General features: G+C 66.0%; 19 protein-coding genes. 9 read left to right on the top strand and 10 right to left on the bottom strand.

Annotated features, from left to right (window positions below; genetic code table 11):
* The first annotated feature begins 14 nt into the window (after positions 1-14).
* The 9 genes from coaBC to trxA all read left to right on the top strand — a co-directional run bounded on the left by coaBC (position 15) and on the right by trxA (position 14,680).
* Positions 15-1,445 (top strand): bifunctional phosphopantothenoylcysteine decarboxylase/phosphopantothenate--cysteine ligase CoaBC, encoded by a 1,431-nt coding sequence (gene coaBC / locus JQ572_RS15405; protein WP_211383877.1) that lies wholly within the window; start codon positions 15-17, stop codon positions 1,443-1,445.
* A complete protein-coding gene (gene dut / locus JQ572_RS15400) occupies positions 1,442-1,900 on the top strand; it encodes a dUTP diphosphatase (RefSeq protein ID WP_211383876.1) in 459 nt (152 codons plus the stop codon). Before coaBC ends, dut begins: the two co-directional genes overlap by 4 nt.
* A 191-nt stretch (positions 1,901-2,091) precedes the next feature.
* Positions 2,092-4,596 (top strand): sensor histidine kinase, encoded by a 2,505-nt coding sequence (locus JQ572_RS15395; protein ID WP_211383875.1) that lies wholly within the window; start codon positions 2,092-2,094, stop codon positions 4,594-4,596.
* Entirely contained in the window at positions 4,593-6,107 is a 1,515-nt protein-coding gene (gene tsaE, locus JQ572_RS15390) for a tRNA (adenosine(37)-N6)-threonylcarbamoyltransferase complex ATPase subunit type 1 TsaE (RefSeq protein ID WP_211383874.1), read from the top strand. Before JQ572_RS15395 ends, tsaE begins: the two co-directional genes overlap by 4 nt.
* Positions 6,108-6,225: 118 nt before the next feature.
* Positions 6,226-6,543 (top strand): PilZ domain-containing protein, encoded by a 318-nt coding sequence (locus tag JQ572_RS15385; protein WP_211383873.1) that lies wholly within the window; start codon positions 6,226-6,228, stop codon positions 6,541-6,543.
* 124 nt (positions 6,544-6,667) lie between these two features.
* Positions 6,668-7,390 (top strand): nucleotidyltransferase family protein, encoded by a 723-nt coding sequence (locus tag JQ572_RS15380; protein ID WP_211383872.1) that lies wholly within the window; start codon positions 6,668-6,670, stop codon positions 7,388-7,390.
* A 252-nt stretch (positions 7,391-7,642) separates the two neighbouring features.
* Positions 7,643-10,789 (top strand): double-strand break repair protein AddB, encoded by a 3,147-nt coding sequence (gene addB, locus JQ572_RS15375; protein WP_211383871.1) that lies wholly within the window; start codon positions 7,643-7,645, stop codon positions 10,787-10,789.
* Entirely contained in the window at positions 10,783-14,292 is a 3,510-nt protein-coding gene (addA, locus tag JQ572_RS15370) for a double-strand break repair helicase AddA (protein ID WP_211383870.1), read from the top strand. The genes addB and addA overlap by 7 nt, the downstream gene beginning before the upstream one ends.
* Positions 14,293-14,359: 67 nt before the next feature.
* The gene (gene trxA, locus JQ572_RS15365) at positions 14,360-14,680 is read left to right on the top strand and encodes a thioredoxin (RefSeq protein WP_007598398.1); all 321 of its coding nucleotides are present in this window, start codon (positions 14,360-14,362) and stop codon (positions 14,678-14,680) included.
* A 62-nt stretch (positions 14,681-14,742) separates the two neighbouring features.
* Here trxA and JQ572_RS15360 read toward each other — a convergent pair whose 3' ends face one another.
* The 10 genes from JQ572_RS15360 to rpsA form a co-directional block, all read right to left on the bottom strand.
* Positions 14,743-15,486, bottom strand: coding sequence for a metallophosphoesterase family protein (locus tag JQ572_RS15360; RefSeq protein ID WP_211383869.1), 744 nt, complete (start codon positions 15,484-15,486; stop codon positions 14,743-14,745).
* Between the two features lie 37 nt (positions 15,487-15,523).
* The gene (locus JQ572_RS15355) at positions 15,524-16,867 is read right to left on the bottom strand and encodes a bifunctional folylpolyglutamate synthase/dihydrofolate synthase (protein ID WP_211383868.1); all 1,344 of its coding nucleotides are present in this window, start codon (positions 16,865-16,867) and stop codon (positions 15,524-15,526) included.
* On the bottom strand, positions 16,864-17,805 hold the full coding sequence (accD, locus tag JQ572_RS15350; protein ID WP_211383867.1) for an acetyl-CoA carboxylase, carboxyltransferase subunit beta: 942 nt from the start codon (positions 17,803-17,805) through the stop codon (positions 16,864-16,866). Before accD ends, JQ572_RS15355 begins: the two co-directional genes overlap by 4 nt.
* Positions 17,806-17,917: 112 nt before the next feature.
* Entirely contained in the window at positions 17,918-18,754 is an 837-nt protein-coding gene (trpA, locus tag JQ572_RS15345; protein WP_211383866.1) for a tryptophan synthase subunit alpha, read from the bottom strand.
* A complete protein-coding gene (gene trpB / locus JQ572_RS15340; protein ID WP_211383865.1) occupies positions 18,751-19,968 on the bottom strand; it encodes a tryptophan synthase subunit beta in 1,218 nt (405 codons plus the stop codon). The genes trpA and trpB overlap by 4 nt, the downstream gene beginning before the upstream one ends.
* Positions 19,965-20,624, bottom strand: a complete 660-nt coding sequence (locus JQ572_RS15335) for a phosphoribosylanthranilate isomerase (protein ID WP_211383864.1) — start codon at positions 20,622-20,624, stop codon at positions 19,965-19,967. The genes trpB and JQ572_RS15335 overlap by 4 nt, the downstream gene beginning before the upstream one ends.
* 81 nt (positions 20,625-20,705) lie before the next feature.
* On the bottom strand, positions 20,706-21,098 hold the full coding sequence (locus JQ572_RS15330) for a lipopolysaccharide assembly protein LapA domain-containing protein (RefSeq protein WP_211383863.1): 393 nt from the start codon (positions 21,096-21,098) through the stop codon (positions 20,706-20,708).
* Between the two features lie 70 nt (positions 21,099-21,168).
* Positions 21,169-21,474: an integration host factor subunit beta gene (locus JQ572_RS15325; protein ID WP_007598410.1), complete on the bottom strand. Its 306-nt coding sequence runs from the start codon at positions 21,472-21,474 to the stop codon at positions 21,169-21,171.
* Between the two features lie 172 nt (positions 21,475-21,646).
* Entirely contained in the window at positions 21,647-22,627 is a 981-nt protein-coding gene (gene sppA, locus JQ572_RS15320; RefSeq protein ID WP_211383862.1) for a signal peptide peptidase SppA, read from the bottom strand.
* A gap of 241 nt (positions 22,628-22,868) precedes the next feature.
* The gene (gene rpsA / locus JQ572_RS15315) at positions 22,869-24,575 is read right to left on the bottom strand and encodes a 30S ribosomal protein S1 (RefSeq protein WP_211383861.1); all 1,707 of its coding nucleotides are present in this window, start codon (positions 24,573-24,575) and stop codon (positions 22,869-22,871) included.
* Positions 24,576-24,766: the final 191 nt, after the last annotated feature.

Genomic DNA, 24,766 nt, shown 5'->3' with positions numbered 1-24,766 from the left:
TGCTGGAGGGCGCCATGGCAAGCCTGACCATCCGCAAGCTTGACGAGGGTGTCAAAACCTATCTCCGCTTGCGATCGGCCAAGAACCGTCGGTCGGTCGAGGAAGAGGTCCGGATCATCCTGGGCGAACTGGTCGAGGGCCGCGAGGAGCCGCTGACACCGTTTGCGATTCCTTCCGCCGTTCCCACCCCCCAGCGCGCCGCCTCCGTTCCGGAGGCCAGCGTCACCCTGATCATCGGCGGCGGGATCGCGGCCTACAAATCCCTCGACCTGATCCGCCGCCTCAAGGAACGCCGCATCGAGGTGCGCTGCGTGCTGACCAAGGCGGCGCAGCAATTCGTCACCCCGCTGGCCGTGAGTGCGCTCTCGCATGAGCGCGTCTACACTGACCTGTTCGATCCCCAGAGCGAATTCGACGCCGGCCATATCCGTCTCGCGCGCGAGTGCGATCTGGTTGTCGTCGCGCCTGCGACTGCCGACCTCCTCGCGAAGATGGCAGGCGGCCATGCCGACGATCTCGCCAGCGCCATCCTGCTCGCGACCAACCGAAAGATCCTGCTGGCACCAGCGATGAATCCGCTGATGTGGAACAATGCGGCGACCCGCCGCAACATCGGGCAGCTTCAGCGTGACGGTGTGGTGCTGATCGGCCCGAATTCCGGCGAGATGGCCGAAGCGGGCGAGGCGGGCGTCGGCCGCATGTCGGAGGCGATCGAGATCGCCACCGCCGCAGAGCGCCTGCTGCGGCCGCCGGTACCGCGCCCGCTCGCCGGCAAGCGCGTGCTGATCACGGCAGGTCCAACTCACGAGCCGATCGACCCGGTGCGCTATATCGCCAACCGCTCCTCCGGCAAACAGGGCTTTGCCATTGCCGCCGCCGCACAAGCCGCGGGCGCCGAGGTGATTTTGGTCAGTGGCCCGGTCGATCTCGGCGATCCCCAGGGCGTGACGGTCAAGCGTGTTGAATCGGCGCGGCAGATGCTGGAGCAGGTGCAGGCCGCGCTTCCCGCCGACATCGCGATCTTCGCCGCGGCGGTCGCCGACTGGCGCGTCGCCAATGAAGGCGAGCAGAAGCTGAAGAAGAGCTCGGCCGGCATGCCGCCGCTTCAGCTGGTCGAGAACCCCGATATCCTCGCCACGATCTCCAGGCTGGCCGACAGGCGTCCGCCGCTGGTGATCGGCTTTGCCGCCGAGACCGAGCACCTCATCGACAACGCCAAGTCCAAGCTTGCCCGCAAGGGCTGCGACTGGATCGTCGCCAACGACGTCTCGCCGGCGACCGGCGTGATGGGCGGCGACCGCAACACGGTGCACCTCATAAGTCGCGGGGCCAGCGAGATCGCGGTTGATTCCTGGCCGGTGATGACCAAGGAACAGGTCGCCATCGAGCTGGTCGCGCGTATCGCAAAAAGCGTGGCCGACAAATCCCGGGAGCCGGCATCTTGAGCACGAGAGTCACCGTCGAACTGCAACGCCTGCCGCATGCCGAAGGCCTCCCGCTGCCGGCCTATCAGACCAGCGACGCCGCCGGTCTCGACCTGATGGCAGCGGTTCCGGACACCGAGCCACTGACGCTCGCGCCCGGCCAATACGCGCTGGTACCAACGGGGCTTGCGATCGCATTGCCGCCCGGGCACGAGGCGCAGGTGCGGCCGCGTTCCGGGCTTGCAGCCAAGCATGGCGTCACCGTGCTGAACTCGCCGGGCACGATCGACGCGGACTATCGCGGCGAGGTCAAGGTGATCCTGATCAACCACGGCCAGGCCCCCTTCGTGATCCAGCGCGGCGAGCGCATCGCGCAGATGGTGATCGCGACCATGGTGCAGGCCGCGCTGGTTCCAGTGGCCGAATTGTCGGCAACCGACCGCGGCGCCGGCGGCTTCGGCTCGACCGGTCGCTAACGCGCGCCAATCCCGGCCGAATCATCCCGAAGAACGACGCGAACTGGAACGCTGTGCCCTGCATTTTTTTGGGGCGCCCTTTGCGTTCACGATCTGGACTCTTACCGGCCGAGTCACGGTGAGGGTATTGTCGTTTGATTCGCGCGCGACGGGGGTCGTCGCGCGCAAATCTGTGCGATCTTGGGGCAATGATGTCAGGCGTGATCGTGTCGATGCGTCGGACGCTGCTGTCGTGCACATCGCTCGTGCGCGACGGGCTTGTGGGGAGCGCTCTTGCGGCGCTGCTGCCGGCTGGACCGGCTGAAGCCGCCGACCTCGTCGACACACTCTCAATGATGCTGGATTTCAACCGGCAGGAACTCGCGGTGCTGGCCACCGCGCTGGCCTTGCTCGGCTTTTCGGTTGTGGCCGCGATCCTCCTGATGCGCACGCGCGTGCGTACGGCGAAGAACGAGGCGCAGCTGCGCGCGCGGATCGGGGAACTCCAGCTCCAGGCCGACCGCTTCGGCGCGCTGCTGTTCGCCGAGCCGCAGATCCTGATCTCCTGGCCGGCGGGCAACAATCGCGCGCAGGTTTCCGGCGATATCTCCCTGGTGCTGCCGCGCGACTCCTCTCCGCAGCGCGTGCTCGCGTTTGGAACCTGGCTGCCGCCGGAACCCGCGCTCCAGATGGATCACGCAGTCGATGCGCTGCGCGACCGCGGTGACGGGTTCCAGCTGACGCTGACCACCGCGCATGGCCATACGCTCGAGGCCATTGGCCGCGCCATCGGCGGCCAGGCCATCGTCAGGATTCGCGAACTCTCAGGGGTCCGCCGCGATCTGGCCGAGACCAATCTTCGCTACAAGGCGCTCTCCGACGAGACCGAGATGCTGCGCGGCTTCGCCGCTGCCGCACCCTGGCCGATCTGGGCCAAGGGCGAGAACGGCGCGCTGGCTTACGCCAACCCCGCCTATGTCCGTGCGACCGAGGCGGCCAGCATCACCGATGCCCAGGAGCGCAAGCTCGAACTGCTCGACAGCGCCGACCGGATCGCGATGGAGCGGGGACTGAAGGAAGCGGCCAATTTCACTTCGCGGCTGCCGATCGTGATCGGCGGCGAGCGCCGCATCTATGACGTCCGCGCCGTCAATGTCGGCAGCGGCAATGTCGGCGTTGCCATCGATGCCAGCGAGGCGAATGGGCTGAGTACGGCGCTGGTGCGGATGGCGGAGGCGCATCGGCGCACGCTCGACCAGCTCTCCTCCGGCGTTGCCGTGTTCGACGGTCAGCGGCGGCTCGCCTTCTACAATGATTCCTACCGGCGGCTGTGGGACCTCGACCGCACCTTCCTCGACGCAAACCCCGACGATTCCAGCGTCCTCGACAAGCTCCGCGCCGCGCGGAAACTGCCGGAGCAGCCGGACTTCCGCGCCTGGAAGGCCAAGCTGCATGAGGCCTATCGCGCGGTCGAGACCGCCAAGGACACCTGGTACCTGCCCGACGGCCGCGCGCTCTCCGTCGTCACCACGCCCAATCCGGAAGGCGGCGTCACCTATCTGTTCGACGACGTCACCGAGAGCCTGGAGCTTGCCCGCCGCTTCGACGGCATGATCCGGGTCCAGCGCGAGACGCTCGACAGCCTCGCCGAGGGCGTCGCCGTGTTCGGCAGCAACGGCAAGGCCCAGCTGTTCAACCCGGCCTTCGTCCGGATGTGGAAGCTGTCCAGCGACGCCATGCGCGACGAGCCGCACATCCAGACGGTCGAGGGCTGGTGCCATCAGCTGTTCGACGATCCCGTGGTCTGGCGGCAGATCCGCGAGGCCGTCACCTCGATCGAGAGCCGCGCCGACGTGCCGCTGAAGCTCGAGCGCAAGGACGGCAGCGTGCTCGACGGCATGATCCGGCCGCTGCATGACGGCGCCACCATGCTGACGTTCCAGGACATCACCGACACCGAGAACGTCGAGCGCGCGCTGCGCGAGCGCAACGAGGCGCTGGAGGCCGCCGACCAGATGAAGGTGGATTTCGTCCACCACGTCTCCTACGAGCTGCGCTCGCCGCTCACCACCATCATCGGCTTTGCGCATTTCCTCAGCGATCCCTCGACCGGGCCGCTGACGCCGAAACAGGCCGAATATCTCGACTACGTCACCAAATCGACCAACGCGCTGCTGGCGCTGACCAACAACATCCTGGATCTCGCCACCATCGACGCCGGCGCCATGAAGCTGGAACTCGGCCCGGTCGACGTCAGCAAGACCATCGAGCTCGCCGCCGAGGGCATCCAGGACCGGCTCGCCACCGACCGCATCCGCCTCAAGGTCGAGATTGCGCCCGATATCGGCAGCTTCATCGGCGACGAGAAGCGCGTGGTGCAGGTGCTCTATAACCTTCTCGCCAACGCCGTCGGGTTTTCTCCACAGGATTCCACCGTCGGCATCAGCGCCCGCCGCACCGAACACAGCGTGGTCTTCACTGTGACAGATTCCGGGCCTGGAATTCCTGCCGACATGAAGGACAAGGTGTTCAACTGGTTCGAAAGCCGCTCGCAGGGCTCGCGTCACCGCGGCGCCGGGCTCGGCCTGTCGCTGGTGCGCTCCTTCGTCGAGCTGCATGGCGGCAAGGTGCGGGTGGATTCGATCGTCGGCCGCGGCACGGTCGTGATCTGCGACTTCCCGACCGACCAGGCGGCGCATCGCGACGCCGCCGAATGACTGCGCCAACCACATTCTCCGTCGCGCTTCACAACGAGACGGCGACTGCGCAATTGATGGCCGACCTCGCGCTGCTGGTGGGTCCCGGCGACGTCATCACGCTCACCGGCGATCTCGGCGCCGGCAAGACCGCAGCGGCCCGCAGCCTGATCCGCTATCTCGCCGGCGACGAGGCGCTGGAGGTGCCGAGCCCGACCTTCACGCTGGTGCAGGGCTACGAGCTGCCGCCGTTCCCGGTGATGCATGCCGACCTCTACCGCGTCGAGGACGAGAGCGAGCTCGAGGAGATCGGATTGTCGCCGCTCCCGGACGCCACGCTCGTGCTGATCGAATGGCCGGAGCGCGCGCCCTCGGCGATGCCGCAGGATCGCATCGACATCGCACTGACGCATCGGCCGGCGCTGGGCTCGAATGCGCGCGCCGCCGACATCACCGGTTACGGCAAGGCCGCCGCGGCCGTCGCGCGGCTGCAGGCGCTGCGCGAATTCCTCGATGCATCCGGCTACATGGATGCGATGCGCAAGCGAATGGCGGGCGACGCCTCGACCCGCTCCTATGCGCGGCTGCTGCGTGACGACGAGATCGTCATTCTCATGAACTTTCCGCAGCGGCCCGACGGCGCGGCGATGTACAACGGAAAATCCTACAGCGCCGCGGTGCATCTCGCCGAGAACGTCCGACCGTTCGTGGCGATCGACGAAGGCCTGCGCGCGCAGGGAATCTCGGCGCCCGCGATCCACCATTCCGATCTCGACCATGGCTTCCTGATCACGGAAGACTTCGGCAGCGAAGGCGTGATCGAAGGGTATCCGCCGCGCCCGATCGCCGAGCGCTACGAAGCCGCGGCCGACGTGCTGGCCGCGCTGCACGGCAAGACGCTGCCGGAGACGTTGCCGCTGGACGGGCAGACCTACGCCATTCCAATCTTCGACACCGAAGCATTGTTGATCGAGATCGGCTTGATGCCGGAATGGTACCTGCCCGATCGCGATGCGCCGCTGAGCGAGGCGAAGCGCGCGGAATTTTTCGCGATGTGGCGCGAGCTGCTGCGAAAGCCGCTGGCGGCGCCGAAGACGTGGATCATCCGCGACTATCACTCGCCCAATTTGATCTGGCTTGCGGACCGCAACGGCATCGAGCGCGTCGGCGTGATCGATTTCCAGGACGCCGTGCTCGGACCGCAATCCTACGACGTGGTGTCGCTGCTCCAGGACGCCCGCATCGACGTGCCGGAAGGCCTCGAGCTGACGCTGCTGTCGCGCTACATCAAGGCGCGGCGCGCGGGTGACGCCAGCTTCGACGCGGCCGGCTTCGCCGAGCTCTACGCCATCATGTCGGCGCAGCGGAACACGCGCCTGCTCGGCACCTTCGCCCGCCTCAACCGCCGCGACGGCAAGCCGCATTATCTGCGTCACCAGCCGCGGATCTGGACCTATCTCCAACGCTCGCTGGCGCATCCCGCGCTTAGCTCCCTGCGCGACTGGTATCTCGCTAACGTGCCGGCGCCCTAGCGGGCAGCTGCAAGAGCGGCTCCAAGGCTGCTTCGGGGCCGGATTTACCGGCTGTTAGCCAAGTCACCGGTAATCTGGCGCCGAGGCAGCCGGGTAATTACGGGCTGGAGCAGGGCAGATGGCGGTGAAGACGGACCAGCGCGGCAACAGCCGGGTTGTTTTCGAGCGCGGGATCGCGGCCCAGATGATGGGGATCGACGGCACCTGGCGGCGCGACTGCACCATGGAGGATGTTTCCGATAGCGGCGCCAAGCTGACCATCGACGGCTCGGTCGAGGGCCTGCATCTGAAGGAATTCTTTCTGCTGCTGTCGTCCACCGGACTTGCGTATCGGCGTTGCGAACTGGCTTGGGTCAATGGCGACCAGATCGGCGTCAATTTCCTCAAGCTCGGTGACAGGAAGAAAAAGGCACGGTCCACAGCCATCGGGGCGTGACGGCAACACCCGTCGTACAACCGTCACCGCAGCTGGTTAAGGCGGTTAAGACGCGGTGCGGTCGGTCCAACCTCGTGTTAGGATTGCTGCGAACGCGAAATCAGCAGGCTTGAGAAAGCGAAGGATGTCCGTCAAACCGACCAAAGCCATGGTGCTCGCCGCAGGGTTCGGGCTGCGCATGCGTCCGTTGACGGACAAGATGCCGAAGCCGATGGTGCCGGTGGCCGGCCAGCCGCTGCTCGATCATGTGCTCGACAAGCTCGGCCGGGCCGGCGTGACCGAGGCGGTGGTCAACGTGCATTATCTGCCGGACCAGATCATCGATCACACCGCATCCCGCCAGCACCCGCGCGTCACCATTTCGGATGAGCGCGATCAGGTGCTCGGCACCGGCGGCGGCGTGGTCAAGGCGTTGCCGCTGCTCGGGGATGCACCGTTCTTCCACGTCAATTCCGACACGCTGTGGATCGACGGCGTACGTCCGAACCTGACGCGGCTCGCCGAAAACTTCGATCCTGCGCGGATGGACATCCTGCTCTTGATGGCGCCGACGACGACCAGCATCGGCTATAGCGGCCGCGGCGATTACGGCATGACGCCCGACGGTGCCTTGCGCAAGCGCAAGGAAAAAGAGGTCGTTCCGTTCGTCTACGCGGGCGCCGCGATCATGTCGCCCTCGATCTTCGCCGACGCGCCGCAGGGCGAATTCTCGCTGACGAAGATGTTCGACCGCGCGGGCGAGCAGGAGCGGCTGTTCGGCCTCCGCCTCGACGGTGTCTGGATGCATGTCGGCACGCCGGACGCCGTGCACGCGGCGGAAGAGGCATTTCTGGAGAGCGTGGCGTAAGTCGCCTCGAACACGGTGCCGCAGGGTGGGCAAAGCGACTTGTCCGCCGTGGCTCGAAGAGCGAAGGCGGAAGCATGCCAACCAACCAAGCTGAAATTCGCGGCAGACATGGTGGGCACGGCGCAAGTACGCCTTTGCCCACCCTGCAGCACCTGTTCTAGCCCGGCGAACAGCGGGGAAGATCTCCCCGCACCCATATCCATTTGAGTCCGCCCCCCTATATTGGCGCCTGATCCCCGAATCAGGCAGCCGATGCGCGTTTTCAGTGTTCCCATCTCAGTTCCGTTCCTGCGCACGGTCGTCTCGAGCCTGCTCGACGGCCGGCTGGTCGACGGCTTCGAGGCACGCAAGGAGCCGGCGCGACTGGCGGACGCTACGCTGTACCTGCCGACAAGGCGCGCCATGCGGGTCGTCCGCGAGATCTTCCTCGACGAGATGAAGGCCGACGCCGTCGTGCTGCCGCGCATCGTCGCGCTCGGCGACATCGACGAGGACGAACTCGCCTTTGCCGATGAAGGCGAGCAGTTTTCCGGCGCAACGCCGCTCGACATTCCGCCGCGGCTCGGCGAGCTCGAACGGCGGCTGACGCTGGCGCAACTCGTCGCGGCCTGGGCCAAGGGTCCGGTACTGTCGCCACTGGTGGTCGGCGGGCCCGCCTCGACGCTGGCGTTGGCTTCCGATCTCGCACGCCTGATCGACGATATGGTCACGCGCGGCGTCGACTGGAGCGCGCTCGATGGGCTGGTGCCGGACCTGCTCGATCGCTACTGGCAGCACTCGCTCGAATTCCTGCGTATCGCGCGCATCGCCTGGCCCGGCCACCTCGCCGAGATCAACCGGATCGAGCCCGCCGCGCGGCGCGATCTCCTGATCGCGGCGGAAGCAAAACGGCTGACCGCGCATCCCCGTGGACCCGTGATCGCCGCGGGTTCGACCGGCTCGATGCCGGCCACCGCAAAATTCCTCCACGCGGTCGCTTCGCTTCCGCATGGGGCGGTGGTGCTGCCGGGCCTCGACACCGATCTCGACGACGACGCCTGGCGGACCATCGGCGGCGTGCGCGATGCGCTCGGCAAATTCGTCGAGCATCCGGCGTCGAACCATCCGCAATACGCCATGCATGCGCTGCTGGATCGTTTTGGCATCAAGCGCAGCGACGTCGACAGTCTCCAACCACCGGCGGAAGGCGGTCGCGATCTCCTGGCGTCCGAATCGATGCGGCCTTCGGCCAAGACGGAAGTCTGGCACGACCGGCTGAAGCAGCCGGACGTGGCTGCGAAGATCACCGCCGGCATGAGCAATCTCGCTGTGGTCGAAGCGCCCAATCCCGAGATGGAAGCGCTCGCCATCGCCATCGCCATGCGCGAGGCGCGGCATCTGGACAAATCGGCGGCGTTGGTCACGCCGGATCGCGCGCTGGCGCGGCGGGTGATGGCGGCGCTGACCCGATGGGATCTCGCGTTCGACGATTCCGGCGGCGACGTCCTGATGGAAACCTCCGCCGGCGTTTTCGCGCGTCTGGCATCGGAAGCGGCGACCAGGGGATTGGAGCCGCCGACGCTGCTGGCGATGCTGAAACATCCGCTGTGCCGGCTCGGACGGCGACCTGGCGCGTGGAAGGCCGCGATCGAAGACCTCGAGCTCGCGGTCTTGCGCGGCACGCGCCCGCCTGCGGGCACGGCCGGGCTGCTGCGCGAGTTCAATCGTTTTCGCGAGGAGTTGGCGAAGCTGTGGCGCAGCGAGGTTTCCGCCCTGCACCGCGCGGAGCCGCGCGCGCGTCTGAAGGCGGAGGAACTCGATGCCGTCCAGGCGCTGGTCGATGGCTTGCGACGAGCCTTGGCGCCGATCGAGAGCCTGGCGTCGTCGAAACCGTATGACTTTGCCGAGCTCGCGCACCGGCATCGCGAGATCCTGATCGAACTGTCGCGCGACGACCAGGGCATCCCGCTAGCGTTCGAGGAACGCGAGGGCCTTGCGCTCGCAAGCGCCTTCGACGATCTCCTGCGCGGCGGCACGACGAGCGGATTGATGGTGCCGCTGCCCGACTATCCCGACGTGTTCCAGACCGCGTTCAGCGATCGCGCGGTGCGGCGGCGGGACAGACCGGGCGCGCGCCTGCAAATCTACGGCCCGCTGGAATCGCGCCTGATGCAGGCCGACCGCGTCATCGTCGGCGGGCTGATCGAGGGCGTCTGGCCGCCGGCGCCGCGCATCGATCCCTGGCTGAGCCGACCGATGCGGCACGAGCTCGGCCTCGATCTGCCGGAGCGCCGTATCGGCCTCTCCGCACACGATTTTGCGCAGCTGCTCGGCGGAGATGAAGTGATCCTCACCCATTCCGCCAAGGCCGGCGGCGCGCCGGCGGTGGCCTCGCGCTTTCTGCACCGGTTGGAGGCGGTCGCGGGCGACGCGCACTGGAAGGCCGCCATTCGCGCCGGCGAAAAATACGTGCAGTTTGCGAGCGCACTGGATCAGCCCGCCGAGGTCACGCCGATCAAGCAGCCCGAGCCGCGGCCGCCGCGCGCGACGCGGCCGTTGAAAATGTCCGTCACCGCGATCGAGGACTGGCTGCGCGATCCCTACACGATCTACGCCAAGCACATCCTGCGGCTCGACGTGCTCGATCCGGTCGACATGCCGCTGTCGGCCGCCGACCGCGGTTCGGCGATCCACGAGGCGCTCGGCGAGTTCACCGAAACCTATGCAACGAATCTGCCCGACGATCCCGCCGGCGTGCTGCGCGCGATCGGGGAGAAGCATTTTGCGCCGTTGATGGAACGGCCCGAAGCGCGCGCGCTGTGGTGGCCGCGCTTCCAGCGCATCGCGCGCTGGTTCGGCGAGTGGGAGACGGCGCGGCGCGGCACCATCGAAGCGATCGCTGCCGAGACCCGCGGCCAGATCTCGATCCGGCTCGACAACGAGCGCAGCTTCCAGCTCTCCGCCCGCGCCGACCGCATCGAGCGGCGCCAGGGCGGCCGCTACGCCATCCTCGACTACAAGACCGGCCAGCCGCCGACCGGCAAGCAGGTCCGCATGGGCCTGTCGCCGCAGCTCACGCTGGAAGCCGCGATCCTGCGCGAGGGCGGCTTTCCCGACATCGACGCCGGCGCCTCGGTGAGCCAGCTCGTCTATGTTCGTCTCAGCGGCAACAATCCGCCCGGCGAGGAGCGCATCCTCGAGCTCAAATTCAAGCAAGGCGACGAGCCGCAGCCGCCGGACACCGCGGCCGCAGAAGCGAGGGCCAAGCTGGAGGCGCTGATCCGCGCCTTCGAGGACGAGAATCAGCCATACACCTCGCTGAACCTGCCGATGTGGACCAACCGCTACGGCACCTATGACGATCTCGCCCGCATCAAGGAATGGTCGGCGGCCGGCGGCCTGGGGATCGAGGAATGGTGAAGGCTCCGCGCCCCATCCCGGATGAAGTGCGCGCCAGGCAGGCCCGCGCGTCCGATCCGACTTCGTCGGCCTTCGTGTCGGCCAATGCCGGCTCGGGCAAGACGCACGTGCTGGTGCAGCGCGTGATCCGTCTCCTGCTGGCGGGCGTGCCGCCGGAAAAGATCCTCTGCATCACCTTCACCAAGGCCGCCGCCGCCAACATGGCCGAGCGCGTGTTTACCACACTCGGTCATTGGGTCACGCTGGACGACACGGCGCTCGATGCGGCGATCCGCGCCGTCGGCATCCCGTACCCCAATGCAAAACTGCGGCGCGACGCACGAAAGCTGTTCGCCTGTGCGCTGGAAACGCCGGGCGGGCTGAAGGTGCAGACCATCCACGCGCTGTGCACGCGACTGCTCCAGCAGTTTCCGTTCGAGGCCAACGTGCCGGCACGTTTCGCCGTGATCGACGAGCGCGACCAGACCGACATGATGGAGCGCGCCAATCTGAAGGTGCTGCTGGAGGCCGCCCGCGATCCGGAGAGCGTCACCGGCCGCGCGTTGCTGACCGCGATGGCGAGCGCCGCCGACGTGACTTTCAAGGAGGTCGTGCGCGAGGCTTGCCTGAGCCGCGATCATTTCATGGCCTGGACCGACGAGGCCGGCAACGCGGAAGCTGCCGCGGCGCAGATGGCGGCGGCGCTGGGCGTGGACGCGAACGACCGCATCGAGGACGTCGAGACGGAAATTCTCGACGGTCCGTTCCTGCCGCGATCCCGCTGGGACGACATTGCCTTTGCGCTGGAAGACGGCAGCAAGTCGGACAATGACCAGGCCAGCCGGCTCCGCGAGGCAAAGGTGTTTTCCGGCGCGGCGCAGGTCGATGCCTATCTCGGTGTTTTCCTCACCGACGAAAAGCTGCCGCGCAAGGCGGTGCTGACCAGGAAGTTTGGCGATCACAATCCTTCGGTCGCCCGCCTGTTCGAGAACGAGGCGCAGCGCCTCGGTGGACTGATCGAGACGCGCCGCGCGGTGACCATGCGCGACCGCACCGCGGCCCTGCTGCATATCGCGACCGCGGCTGCCGCGAACTACCGCCGCGAGAAGCAGGAGCGCGGCCTGCTCGACTATGACGACCTCATCGACAAGACGCTGGCGATGCTGGACCGCGTCTCGTCGGGCTGGGTGCATTACAAGCTCGACCGCGGCGTCGATCACGTCCTGATCGACGAGGCCCAGGACACCAGCCCGCGGCAATGGGACATCGTCGCGCACATCATCTCGGAATTCACGGCCGGCGAAGGCGCACGCGAGGGGCTCAACCGCACGATATTCGCCGTCGGCGACGAGAAGCAGTCGATCTTCTCGTTCCAGGGCGCGCAGCCCCGGGAATTCGACGCACGCAGGCGCGAGCTGAATCGCAAGTTCACCGCGGCCGGATTGAAGTTCGACCCGGTCGCCTTCACCTATTCGTTCCGCTCGGGTGCGTCGATCCTGCACTCTGTCGACCACGTCTTCCGTGAACCCGAGATCTACAAGAGCATCCATTCGCCCGAGATCGGCCATCCCCTGCACAATGCGCTCGCCGACGCCGGTCCCAGCGTGATCGAGCTGTGGGACCTTGCAGAGGCCGACGACCGGCAGGACATCGAAGGCTGGCGCGCGCCGTTCGACGGCGTCGCCGTCACCAGCCCCGAGGTCAAGCTCGCGCGCCGCATCCAGATCGAGATCAAACGGCTGGTCGAGAGCGGTACGCTGACGGGGCACGAGGGCGAACGCCGGCCGCTGCGCTATGGCGACATGCTGATCCTGGTGCGCCGGCGCGGCAATGCGTTCGATGCCGTGATCCAGGCGCTGAAGCACGCCAACGTTCCGGTGGCCGGCGCCGACCGGCTCAAGCTGACCGAGCACGTCGCGATCATCGACCTGATGAACCTCGCCGACGCGCTGCTGCTTCCGCAGGACGATCTCGCGCTCGCGGTGGCCCTGAAGAGCCCGTTGTTCGGGCTCGATGACGACGACCTGTTTATGCTCGCCTGGAATCGCAAGGGATCGCTGCGCCGCGCGCTTGGCGAGCATGCAGCCACAAGCGAGAAGTTCGCCGCGGCACTGCGGCGGCTAGAGGCCTGCGAGGCACGCGTGCGCGAGGAAACGCCGTTCGCCTTCTACGCCTGGCTGCTCGGTGGCGACGGCGGACGGGCGCGCATCCTGCGCCGCCTCGGTCACGAGGCCAACGACGCGCTCGACGAATTCCTCGAGCTCGCGCTGAACTACGAGCGCAAGGCGCCGGCCTCGCTGCAGGGTTTCATGGCCTGGCTGCGTTCGGCCGACACCGAGGTGAAGCGCGACATGGAGATCTCGCGCGACGAGGTGCGGGTGATGACGGTGCACGGCGCCAAGGGCCTGGAAGCCTCGGTCGTGTTCATGGTCGACACCACATCGTCGCCCGCGGACTCGCAGCGGGTCCGGCTGATCCACGTGCCGCGCGGCAATGGCGGCGAGGTCGTGGTCTGGGCCGGCCGCAAGGCCGACGATCCCAAACCGGTCGCCGACGCGCGCAAAGCCATGATCGAAGAAACCGAGGACGAATACCGCCGCCTGCTCTACGTCGCGATGACGCGCGCGGCCGATCGTCTGATCGTCGGCGGTTGCATGCCCGGCAATATGAAGACGGTGCGCAAGCTGAGCTGGTACGATCTGGTCGACACCGGCCTCGCCGGCTCGGGCCTGGACAAGCAGACCATCGAGACGCCGCTCGGCAAGGTGACGCGATTTGCCCGGCCCGGGGATATCGAGGCATCAGGCACGCCGGCCACGTTCGTGGACCAGACGATTGCGCTGCCTGGCTGGCTGCGGATGCCGGCCCCTCGCGAGACCCTTGAAGACGATACAGTGCGCCCGTCGGGCCAGTCGGCCGAGGAAGGCCGCGCGGTGCGGACCGGCGAATCAGTGCAGTCCCGTTCGCTCGCACTGCAACGCGGCACCCTGGTGCACCGGCTGCTGCAATCCCTGCCCGACATCGCCACCGAGCGCCGGCGCGAGGCCGCGCTCGGCTTCATGGCCCGCAACGCCTCGGACTGGGCCGAGACCGACCGTGTTGCACTGGCCGACAAGGTGCTGGCCCTGATCGCCGAACCGCGGTTTGCGCCGGTCTTCGCCGCCGGCAGCCGGGCGGAGGTCGCCATCGTCGGCAGGCTGGAGCGGCCGGACCGCAGCCCGGCGCTGGTGTCGGGACAGATCGACCGGCTGGTCGTTCGTCCAGACGAGGTTTTGATCGTCGATTTCAAAACCAACCAGGCGGCGCCCAGGAGTGCAACCGAGGCGCCAGCGGCCTATGTCCGGCAGCTTGCGCTGTACCGGGCGGTGCTGGCCCGGCTTTATCCCCAAAAGCCTGTTCGAGCCGTCCTGCTCTGGACTGAGGCCCTTGAATATATGGAGATTTCGGCTCCCGCGCTGGACGCGGCGCTGGCATCCCTTCATGTCGACGTGAGCATCCTTGACCCGGCAAGGGGCCGTTCATAGGTTGACGCCATGATCCTTGGCGCGATTCCAGGTCGCGCCGATTCTTTCAACCGAGTGAGGTACTCCCATGGCCGTTGGCAAGGTTTCTGACACCGATTTCGAAGCCGAAGTGCTCAAGGCGAACGGCCCTGTCGTCGTTGATTTCTGGGCCGAGTGGTGCGGCCCCTGCCGCATGATCGCGCCCGCCCTCGACGAGATCGCCGGCGCGATGGGCGACAAGGTCAAGATCGTGAAGCTCAACGTCGACGAGAGCCCGAAGACGGCGTCGAAGTATGGCGTGATGTCGATCCCGACCCTGATGATCTTCAAGGGCGGCGAGATGGCCTCCCGCCAGGTCGGCGCGGCGCCGAAGGCGAAGCTGCAGCAGTGGATCACGTCGGCGGTCTGATCCGCGTCGCAAGTAACTGAGAATTCTGCAACGGCCGGCGATACGCCGGCCGTTTTGTTTTTTCACGATTTGATCCACCCCGTCGCCAGCGCGTTCGCCAGCTCCGGCTGGTTATTGCGACGTGCGAGCGCGGCCATCGTTTCGTGATCATAGGCGATGTTGCGGAAAGTGACCTGCCAGACACCGTCCGCCAGTTCGAGGATCGCATAACGCGCATGCGGCGTACCGGCCTCCACCACATGCGGGAACGGATGCTTGTCGCGATAGCCGGGGCTGCCGACGCTGCCTGGATTGACGATCAGCCGGCCGTCGTGAAGCCGCACGGCGCGGGCGAGATGGGTGTGGGCGCACAGGATCAGCGATTGCGAGATGCCTTGCGCGAATTGCTCGATCCGGTCGAGCGGGGATAGCGCGACCGTGCCGTCGGGATGCACGGTATCGAGCCAGTAGATCTCGTCGTTCCCGGGCGTCGCGTGGCACAGGAACACCTGGTCGCGAAACACCCGCGTCATCGGCTGCGCGCGCAGCCAGTCGAGCTGCGCTTCGTTGAGCTGGGCGTGAGCAGGACGATCCCACGAGCCCATCTTCTCCGGAGGACGGTCGAGCAGATAGCGGTCGTGATTGCCGAGCACGTGCACGGCATCGAGCTTCATCAGGATCTCGACGGTCCGACGTGCATCGAGCGGGCCGCTCAGCATGTCGCCAAGATTGACGATGTCGGCGATGCCCTGGACGCGGATGTCGGCGAGCACCGCCTCCAGCGCCAGGTAGTTTCCGTGCACGTCGGCAATCGCAGCAAAACGCATTGGCATTCCCAAGCTCGTATCCAGGACACGAGACTTTCTATGCAGGAGGCGTGCCGTTGATGGCGAGCACGTGGCCGGCGAGATAGAGCGAGCCGGTGATCAGGATGCGCGGCGGCACCTCGTAGGCGAGCTTGGCCAGGGCGTGCAGCGCGGCCTCGATGCCGGGCGCAATCTCGACGCGCATGCCGAGGCTGCGCGCGGCATCCGTGACACGGTCGACCGGCATCGCGTTCTCGGTGTCGGGGATCGGCACCGCAATGACGTGACGGGTCAGGCCGGCGAAATTGGCGAGAAAGCCCCGCGCGTCCTTGTTGGCCATCATGCCGGCGATCACCACCAGCGGCCGCGACACCCGCTCCTCGAGATCGCCGAGCGCGGCCGCCGCAACGCGGCCACCTTCGGCATTGTGCCCTCCGTCGAGCCAGATCTCGGACCCCTGTGGGCCGAGAGCGAGCAACTCGCCCGACGTGATGCGCTGCATCCGCGCCGGCCATTCCGCACCGACGATGCCGGCCTCGAACGCCGCCTGATTGATCTTGAAATTCGGGATGGCACGCAGCGTCGCGATCGCCAGACCCGCATTGTCGAACTGGTGGCGGCCGAACAGGCGCGGCGCCGTGAGATCCATCAAGCCGCGATCGTCGGAATAGACCAGGCGCCCATGCTCGACATTGACGTGCCAGCTTTCGTTCGCCGCAAACAGCGGCGCGCGCATGCGCTTGGCCTGCGCCTCGATCACGGCCATCGCCTCGCCCGACTGCTCGGCACAAACCACCGGCACGCCGCGCTTGATGATCGCGGCCTTCTCGCCGGCAATCGACGTCAAGGTGTCACCGAGAAAGTCCATGTGATCCATGCTGATCGGCGTGATCACGCAGGCCGCCGGCGTCTCGATCACATTGGTCGAATCCAGCCGCCCGCCGAGGCCGACCTCGAGCAACACGACATCAGCCGGGTTCTGCGCGAACAGATGAAACGCCGCGGCCGTCTTGAGCTCGAACACGGTCGCAGGCTCACCCGCATTGACACGCTCGACCTCTTCCAGCGCCGCGCGCAACTCGTCATCGCCGACCAGCACGCCGCCGCCGGCGCGGCCGAGCCGGAAGCATTCGTTGATGCGGACGAGATAGGGCGAGGTGTAGGCGTGGACACGCAGGCTGGCTGCCTCCAGCGTCGCGCGCAGATAAGCGAGCGTCGAGCCCTTGCCGTTGGTGCCCGCGATATGGATCACCGGGGGCAGCTTGCTTTCGGGATGACCGAGCCGCTCGAGCAGGCGGTGCATCCGCTCCAGCCCGAGATCGATCCGCTTCTGATGCAGGGCCGACAGCCGCCCGATCAATTCGCCGAGCGGCGGCTTTGCGCTGTCAGAGGATGCGTTCACGCGTGCGGCACGGCCGGCGCCGTCTCGGCCGCCGATACGATCTGCGCCGGGCTGACGACTGGCTGCACCGATTTCGATGCGGTCTCCTGTGCCGGCGCCTTGGTCAGCAGGCGGCAGAGCCGCGCCAGGGTCGGACGCAGCTCGTGGCGATGCACGACCATGTCGACCATGCCGTGCTCCTTCAAATATTCGGCGCGCTGGAAACCCTCGGGGAGCTTTTCGCGAATGGTCTGCTCGATCACGCGCGCGCCGGCAAAGCCGATCAGCGCACCGGGCTCGGCGATCTGCACGTCGCCGAGCATCGCGTAGGACGCGGTGACGCCGCCGGTGGTGGGGTTGGTCAGCACGACGATGTAGGGCTGTTTTGCTTCACGCAGCATTTGCACCGCAACGGTGGTGCGCGGCATCTGCATCAGCGACAAAATGCCTTCCTGCATGCGCGCGCCGCCGCTCGCGGCGAACACGATGAAGGGCGATTTCTTCTCGACCGCGAGCTCCAGCCCGCGCACGATGGCTTCGCCCGCGGCCATGCCGAGCGAGCCGCCCATGAAATCGAAATCCTGCACGGCGACGACGACGGCGGCACCTTCGAGCCTGCCATAGCCGACCTTGATCGCGTCGTTCAGATTGGTCCGCGCGCGGGCATCCTTGATGCGGTCGACATACTTCTTCTCGTCGCGGAATTTGAGCGGATCCGGCGTGACGTCGGGCAGCGCAACGTCGTACCAGGTCTCGTTGTCGAAGATCGACTTCAGGCGCGCCACCGCGCCCATGCGCATGTGGTAGTTCGAGCCGGGGATGACGAACTGGTTGGCCTCGACGTCCTTGTAGAACACGAGCTGTCCGGAATCCGGGCATTTGATCCAGAGATTCTCCGGCGTCTCCCGCCGCAGCATGTTGCGGATCTTCGGCCGGACCACATTGGTAAGCCAGTTCATGGTTTGCTCCGATGTGCGACCCCGCGCAGGGGATCGCCTGAAGGGATATATGGCGGCCGGACCTCGGCCCGGCAACCCGCCGTGTCAGCCGCCCCAAAAGCGGAATTATGGCCTATTCCGCCGCCTGTTGCGCGCCCTTGACGCCCTGGGCCAGCGCCGCCGTCAATTCGGCGACGGCGTTAACGGTTTTAGCGGTCGCCCGCCCTTCCGAATCGAGGCTGTTCTTGAGCGCATCGACCAGCGCGGTGCCGACCACCGAACCATCGGCCTTCTCGGCAATGGCGCGCGCCGCCTCCGGCGTGCGGATGCCAAAACCAACGCAGATCGGCAGCTTGGTATGCCGCTTGATGCGCGCGACAGCTTCACCGACGGCATTCGCATCCGCCGCCGCTGCACCGGTGATGCCGGCGATAGAGACGTAATAGACAAAGCCTGACGTGTTCGCGAGCACCGCGGGCAGGCGCTTGTCGTCGGTGGTCGGGGTCGCCAAGCGAATGAAGTTCAGGCCCGCCTTCAGCGCGGGAATGCAGAGCTCGTCGTCTTCCTCCGGCGGCAAATCGACGATGATCAGGCCGTCAACGCCGGCCGTCTTGGCATCAGCCAAAAACTTGTCGACGCCGTAAATGTAGATCGGATTGTAATAGCCCATCAGCACCAGCGGCGTGACGTTGTCGTCCTTGCGGAAGCCGCGCACGAGATCGAGCGTCTTCTTCAGCGTCATGCCGACCTTGAGCGCACGGAGCCCGGCGGCCTGGATCGACGGACCATCCGCCATCGGATCGGTGAAGGGAATGCCAAGCTCGATGACGTCGGAGCCTGATTTCGAGAGCGCCTTGACGATCTCGAGCGATGTCGCCGGATCGGGATCGCCGGCCATCACATAGGTAACGAAGGCCGCGCGGCCCTGCTTCTTCAGCTCGGCGAAACGGGTATCGATACGCGTGGTCACTTGCTCTTGCCCCTCAGGATGTCGCCGACCTGCGGGACGTCCTTGTCGCCGCGGCCGGAGAGGTTGACGACCATCAGGTGATCCCTTGGCCGCTTCGGCGCGAGCTCCATCACCTTGGCGATGGCATGCGCGGGCTCGAGCGCGGGAATGATGCCTTCCAGCTTCGACAGCAGCTGGAAGGCAGCCAGCGCCTCGTCATCGGTCGCGGAGAGATAGTTCACGCGGCCGATCTCGTGCAGCCAGGAATGCTCGGGGCCGATGCCGGGATAGTCGAGACCGGCCGAGATCGAATGCGCGTCCTGGATCTGGCCGTCGGCATCCATCAGGAGATAAGTGCGGTTGCCGTGGAGCACGCCGGGACGGCCGCCCGCGATCGACGCCGCATGCAGTTGCGTCAGCCCGTGGCCCGCTGCCTCGACGCCGAAAATCTCGACGGTGGAATCGTCGAGGAACGGATGGAACAGTCCCATCGCATTCGAGCCGCCGCCGATGCAGGCGACCAGCGAATCCGGCAGCCGGCCTTCGACCTCCTGCATCTGCACCTTGGTCTCGTTGCCGATGATCGACTGGAAGTCGCGCACCAGCATCGGATAGGGGTGCGGGCCCGCGACCGTGCCGATGCAATAGAAGGTGTCGTGCACGTTGGTGACCCAGTCGCGCAGCGCCTCGTTCATGGCGTCCTTCAGCGTGCGTGTGCCCGACTGCACCGGGACCACCTTTGCACCCAGCATCTCCATGCGGATGACGTTGGGCTGCTGCCGCTCGACGTCGACAGCGCCCATATAGACCACGCAGTCGAGGCCGAAGCGCGCGCACAGCGTCGCGGTGGCGACACCGTGCTGGCCGGCGCCGGTCTCGGCGATGATGCGCTTCTTGCCCATGCGTCGCGCCAGCATGATCTGGCCGAGCACGTTGTTCACCTTGTGCGAGCCGGTGTGGTTGAGCTCTTCGCGCTTGAGGTAGATTTTCGCGCCGCCGAGATGCTCGGTCAGGCGCTCGGCGAAGTAGAGCGGCGAAGGCCGGCCGACATAGTTCTTGAGATAGCCGTTCATCTCGGCCTGGAACGCCGGATCGGCCTTGGCCTCGGTATAGGCCTTTTCCAGATCGAGGATCAGCGGCATCAGGGTTTCGGCGACGAAGCGTCCGCCGAAAATGCCGAAATGACCGCGCTCGTCAGGGCCGCTGCGGTAGGAATTGGGTTTGGCGATGTTCATCGGACGCTCAACTCTTGGGTGGCGCGCGCGGCGCGAATGAAGGCTTTGATCATCTCCGGATCCTTCACACCGGGAGCGCTCTCGACACCGGAGGAGATATCGACGCCGCCTGCGCGGGTGACGCGAACGGCTTCGGCGACGTTCTCCGCATGCAGACCGCCCGAAACCATATACGGCAGTTTGAGCTCGAGGTTTTCGAGCAGGTGCCAATCGAAGGCTGTGCCGAGCCCGCCCGGCCGAGTCGCGTCCTTCGGCGGCCTCGCGTCGAACAAGATGCGGTCAGCAACCGCAGCGTAGCCTGGTAGCACGGCGAGATCGGCTGATGTCTCGACCGGCAGCGCCTTCATCACCGGGCGGCCGAATTTCTGCTTGATGTCGCGCAACCGTGCGACGCTTTCCTTGCCGTGGAGCTGGAAAATGTCCGGCGATAGCGCATCCATGATGTTGTCGAGCCTCGTGTCGTCGGCATCGACGGTCAGCGCGACCTTGAGCGCGCGCCGCTTCACCTGGCGGCCGAGGTCACGGCCGAGTTCCAGCGACAGATGCCGCGGCGACGGCGGAAAGAACACGAACCCCACCATGTCGGCACCGCCGTCGAGCGCTGTTTCGAGCGTCTCGGGCGTGGACAGGCCGCAGATTTTGACGAGCAGGGACATGTTCTCGAGGGATATGGGCTCAAAGCAAAGGGAGGCCGCGGGTCTGCGGCCGAAAACCGGGGTTTTCGGTTGCGGCCGCTTCTACAACGTCGCGCGCTGCTTGTCTCGCCCGACGGGCCCGTAAAGGCCCACCCCGGAGGGAACGGGGAGACGCTGGGGCTCGGGCCTTGCCGCGGCCGCCTGGGCCCGCAGACCGGCCAATTCGGTTCTGGCAGCCCGTGCATCCGCATCGTTCCGGCGCGCCGCACGGCGCCAGTGCCGCTGGCCGAACCAGACGGCACAACCGCCCGCCAGGACACCGACGGCGGCCACCAGGATCAGGAGCAGGAACAGCGGCAGCGTGACCGAGAAAGACGGGTCGTCGGACACGAAGGGATCGAATGAGACCGTGACGAAATGCCGGTTGGCGACGGCGAAAGTCACCAGGACCAGGCCCAGCGGAATCACGATCAGCGCGGTCAGAAACTTTCGCATCTCGCTTCGCTCGCCTTGAATCAAGCTTCGGGCCGCACCGTCGCGACCGCGGGAAACTCCGACGCCGGCCTCAGTCTGGCGCGCCTGGATCCGGATGGTCGCGATTCAGCCGTTCGCGCATTTCCTTGCCGGTCTTGAAGAACGGAACGCTCTTCTGGTCGACGGGCACATGAGCGCCGGTCCGCGGATTACGCCCGGCGCGTGCAGGGCGATGCTTGACCGAGAAGGCACCGAAGCCACGCAACTCGACGCGGTCACCGCGCGCGAGTGCCGCTACGATCTCTTCGAGAATCGCGTTCACAATGTTCTCGACATCCCGCTGGTACAGATGCGGGTTGTGCTCGGCGATACGCTGAACAAGTTCGGATTTGATCATCGAGAGATAGGACCCGGGAGCGTGCGGATGACCATTTCCGTGAAAATACCTTGATCTGTCAAGACGCTAAATCAAGGTTGAGCGTCGTGAAAATGCGTGACAAATGCCGAAAAAGCGGGCTGGCCCGGCACGCGTCAGACGGGAAAAACCTCGACGGCTCGCTCTGGTACCGTCAGTTCGACGCCGCCGGCTGCCACAGGGCCAGCATTCCATCCATTCCGAGCCGATCGACCGCCTGTGCGACGCCGGTTTGCCCGATTTGATGCGCAATCGAGCCCAAACCCAGCGCTTCCAGCGTTACGGCGGCGGCCGCCTTGAGGAACGGCAGATCGCCGAAGCGCGGCTGGAGCTTGTAATCGCGCACGGAGAGACCCTTCTTGACGCCCTTCTGCTCGACCAGCCAGGCCACTGCGGTCTTCTCGTCGCCGATCTGGTCGATCAGCTTGAGATCGATCGCCTGGCGTCCGGTGAAGACGCGGCCATCGGCCACTTTCTCGAGCAGCGTGTCATCCATGCCACGCCGTTCCTTCACCAATCCCTTGAACCAGGCGTAGGAGTCCTTCACCAGCGCATCGAGCGCGGCCCGTGCCTCGGGGCTGGTCGGCTCGAAACCGTTGGGCGCGGCCTTCAGCGGTGACGACTTCACCTCCTCGACCTTGACGCCGACGGTCTTCAAGAGCTCGGAGACGTTGGGAAACTGGAACAGCACGCCGATCGAGCCGACCAGCGAGCTCTGCTGGGCGACGATGTGGTCGCTGGCGATGGCCGTGATGTAGCCGCCGGAGGCGGCGAGGCCCTCGACCACGACGACGAGCGGCTTCTTCGCTTTCAGCCGTACCAGCGAATCGTAGAGCTGCTCGGAGCCGGCGGTGGTGCCGCCCGGCGAGTTGATATGGACGACGACGGCGGCGGCCTGGGAATTCTCCAGCCGCTCCAGCGCCTGGGTGCGATCGGAATCGCTGCGGATCAGGCCTTCGATCTGGACCCGCGCGATCGAGCCGGCGGATGCGAACGTGCCGCGCGCACCGGGTGTCGCGATCAGCGCGAAGCCCGCGATCGCCGCGATCGCGATCAGCGCGGCCACCACGCGCCAGAACGTCAGCTTGCGGCGGATCCTGCGGCGGTCGACGATGATGTCCGAATCGAGCGACATCGGAATATCTCCAAAATGAAAGACCACGCGCGTTGTGCCGTCACAGCGTGACCATTGGCTTATCTGGATACATCAATTGCGGCCCAATTTGTAGAAAACAAGGCCCGATGGCCGACTTCCCCGAAGGACCGGGACGTTGCCACACACTCCTCGTCGTCCCGGCGAAGGCCGGGACGACCATACCAACAAAAAAGCCCCGGCTCGCGCCGGGGCTTTGATGACAGCGAAACTTGCGTCTCGCTTACTTGCTGTCGCGGTTCTTGAGCGCGGTGCCGAGGATGTCGCCGAGCGTCGCTCCCGAATCGGAGGAGCCGTATTGCGCGATGGCTTCCTTCTCTTCGGCGACTTCGAGCGCCTTGATCGACACCTGGACCTTGCGGGCCTTCTTGTCGAACTGGATCACGCGGGCATCGACCTTCTCGCCGACGGCGAAGCGTTCGGCGCGCTGGTCGTTGCGGTCACGGGCGAGCTCCGAGCGCTTGACGAACGTGGTGAAGTCGGTACCGGCGATCTTCACCTCGATGCCGCTCTCCTTCACTTCGAGCACTTCGCAGGTCACGACCGCGCCCTTCTTGACATCGCCCGGCTCGGCGAAGGGGTCGCCTTCGAGCTGCTTGATGCCGAGCGAGATGCGCTCCTTCTCGACGTCCACATCGAGCACCACGGCCTTCACCATGTCGCCCTTCTTGTAGTTGTCGATCACCTGCTCGCCCGGAAGCTTCCAGTCGAGGTCGGAGAGATGGACCATGCCGTCGACGTCGCCCTCGAGGCCCAGGAACAGACCGAATTCGGTCTTGTTCTTGACCTCGCCTTCGACCGTCGAACCGGTCGGGTGACCTTCGACAAAGACCTCCCAGGGGTTGCGCATGGTCTGCTTGAGGCCGAGCGAGATGCGGCGCTTGACGGAATCGACTTCCAGCACCTGCACTTCGACTTCCTGCGAGGTCGAGACGATCTTGCCGGGGTGCATGTTCTTCTTGGTCCACGACATCTCGGAGACGTGGATCAGGCCTTCGATGCCCGGCTCGAGCTCGACGAACGCGCCGTAGTCGGTGATGTTGGTGACACGGCCGGTGAAGCGGGCACCCAGCGGGTACTTGGCTTCGATGCCCTGCCACGGATCGTCCAGCAGCTGCTTCATGCCCAGCGAGATGCGGTGCGTCTCGTGGTTGATCTTGATGATCTTGACCTTCACGGTCTGGCCGATCGAGAGCACCTCGGTCGGGTGGTTGACGCGGCGCCACGCGATGTCGGTGACGTGCAGCAGGCCGTCGATGCCGCCGAGATCAACGAACGCACCGTAATCGGTGATGTTCTTGACCACGCCGTCGATGACCTGACCCTCTTCGAGATTCTGCACCAGCTCCTGGCGCTGCTCGGCGCGGGTCTCTTCGAGAACCGTGCGGCGCGACACCACGATGTTGCCGCGGCGGCGGTCCATCTTGAGGATCTGGAACGGCTGCGAGTTGTTCATCAGCGGCGCAACGTCGCGGATCGGACGGATGTCGACCTGCGAGCGCGGCAGGAAGGCCACGGCACCGTCGAGGTCGACGGTGAAGCCGCCCTTGACCTGGTTGAAGATGACGCCGTTGACCTTCTCGTTGTTCTGGAACGCCTTCTCGAGCTTGCCCCAGCTCTCTTCGCGGCGCGCCTTGTCGCGCGACAGCACGGCTTCGCCGAGGGCGTTCTCGATGCGATCGAGGAACACTTCCACCTCGTCGCCGACCTTGATCTCGCTGTCACGGCCGGGGCCGGAAAATTCGCGAAGGGCGACGCGGCCCTCGGTCTTCAGGCCGACGTCGATGACGGCCATGTCCTTTTCAATTGCAACCACCTTGCCCTTGACGACGGAGCTTTCCTGCAGGTTGCCGCCTGCGAAGGACTCGTCGAGCATCGCGGCGAAATCGTCACGCGACGGGCTATAGGTATCAGCGGAAGTCGAAGCCATTTGTTCTCCAGTTGCGGATGTCGTGCCGGCCGTTGGGTTCATGGGCGGATCGCACGCGCAGTGTCGGAAGGTCCGCAAGACCTTCGAGCGACCGCTCGCTGCTCCGGCCTGGAGGCGGAACAGCGGAAGCGGGCCGGCTGAGGCCCGCGCGTTCGATACGTGGAAATCTGTGTCCGGAGCCTGGATCGCGA

Origin of the sequence: Bradyrhizobium sp. SZCCT0153, from assembly GCF_018129995.1 — a bacterium.
In the GTDB taxonomy this organism is placed as follows: domain Bacteria; phylum Pseudomonadota; class Alphaproteobacteria; order Rhizobiales; family Xanthobacteraceae; genus Bradyrhizobium; species Bradyrhizobium japonicum_G.
The sequence above is the reverse complement of the archived record's forward strand: the minus strand, read 5'-3'. Positions and strand labels throughout refer to the sequence as shown.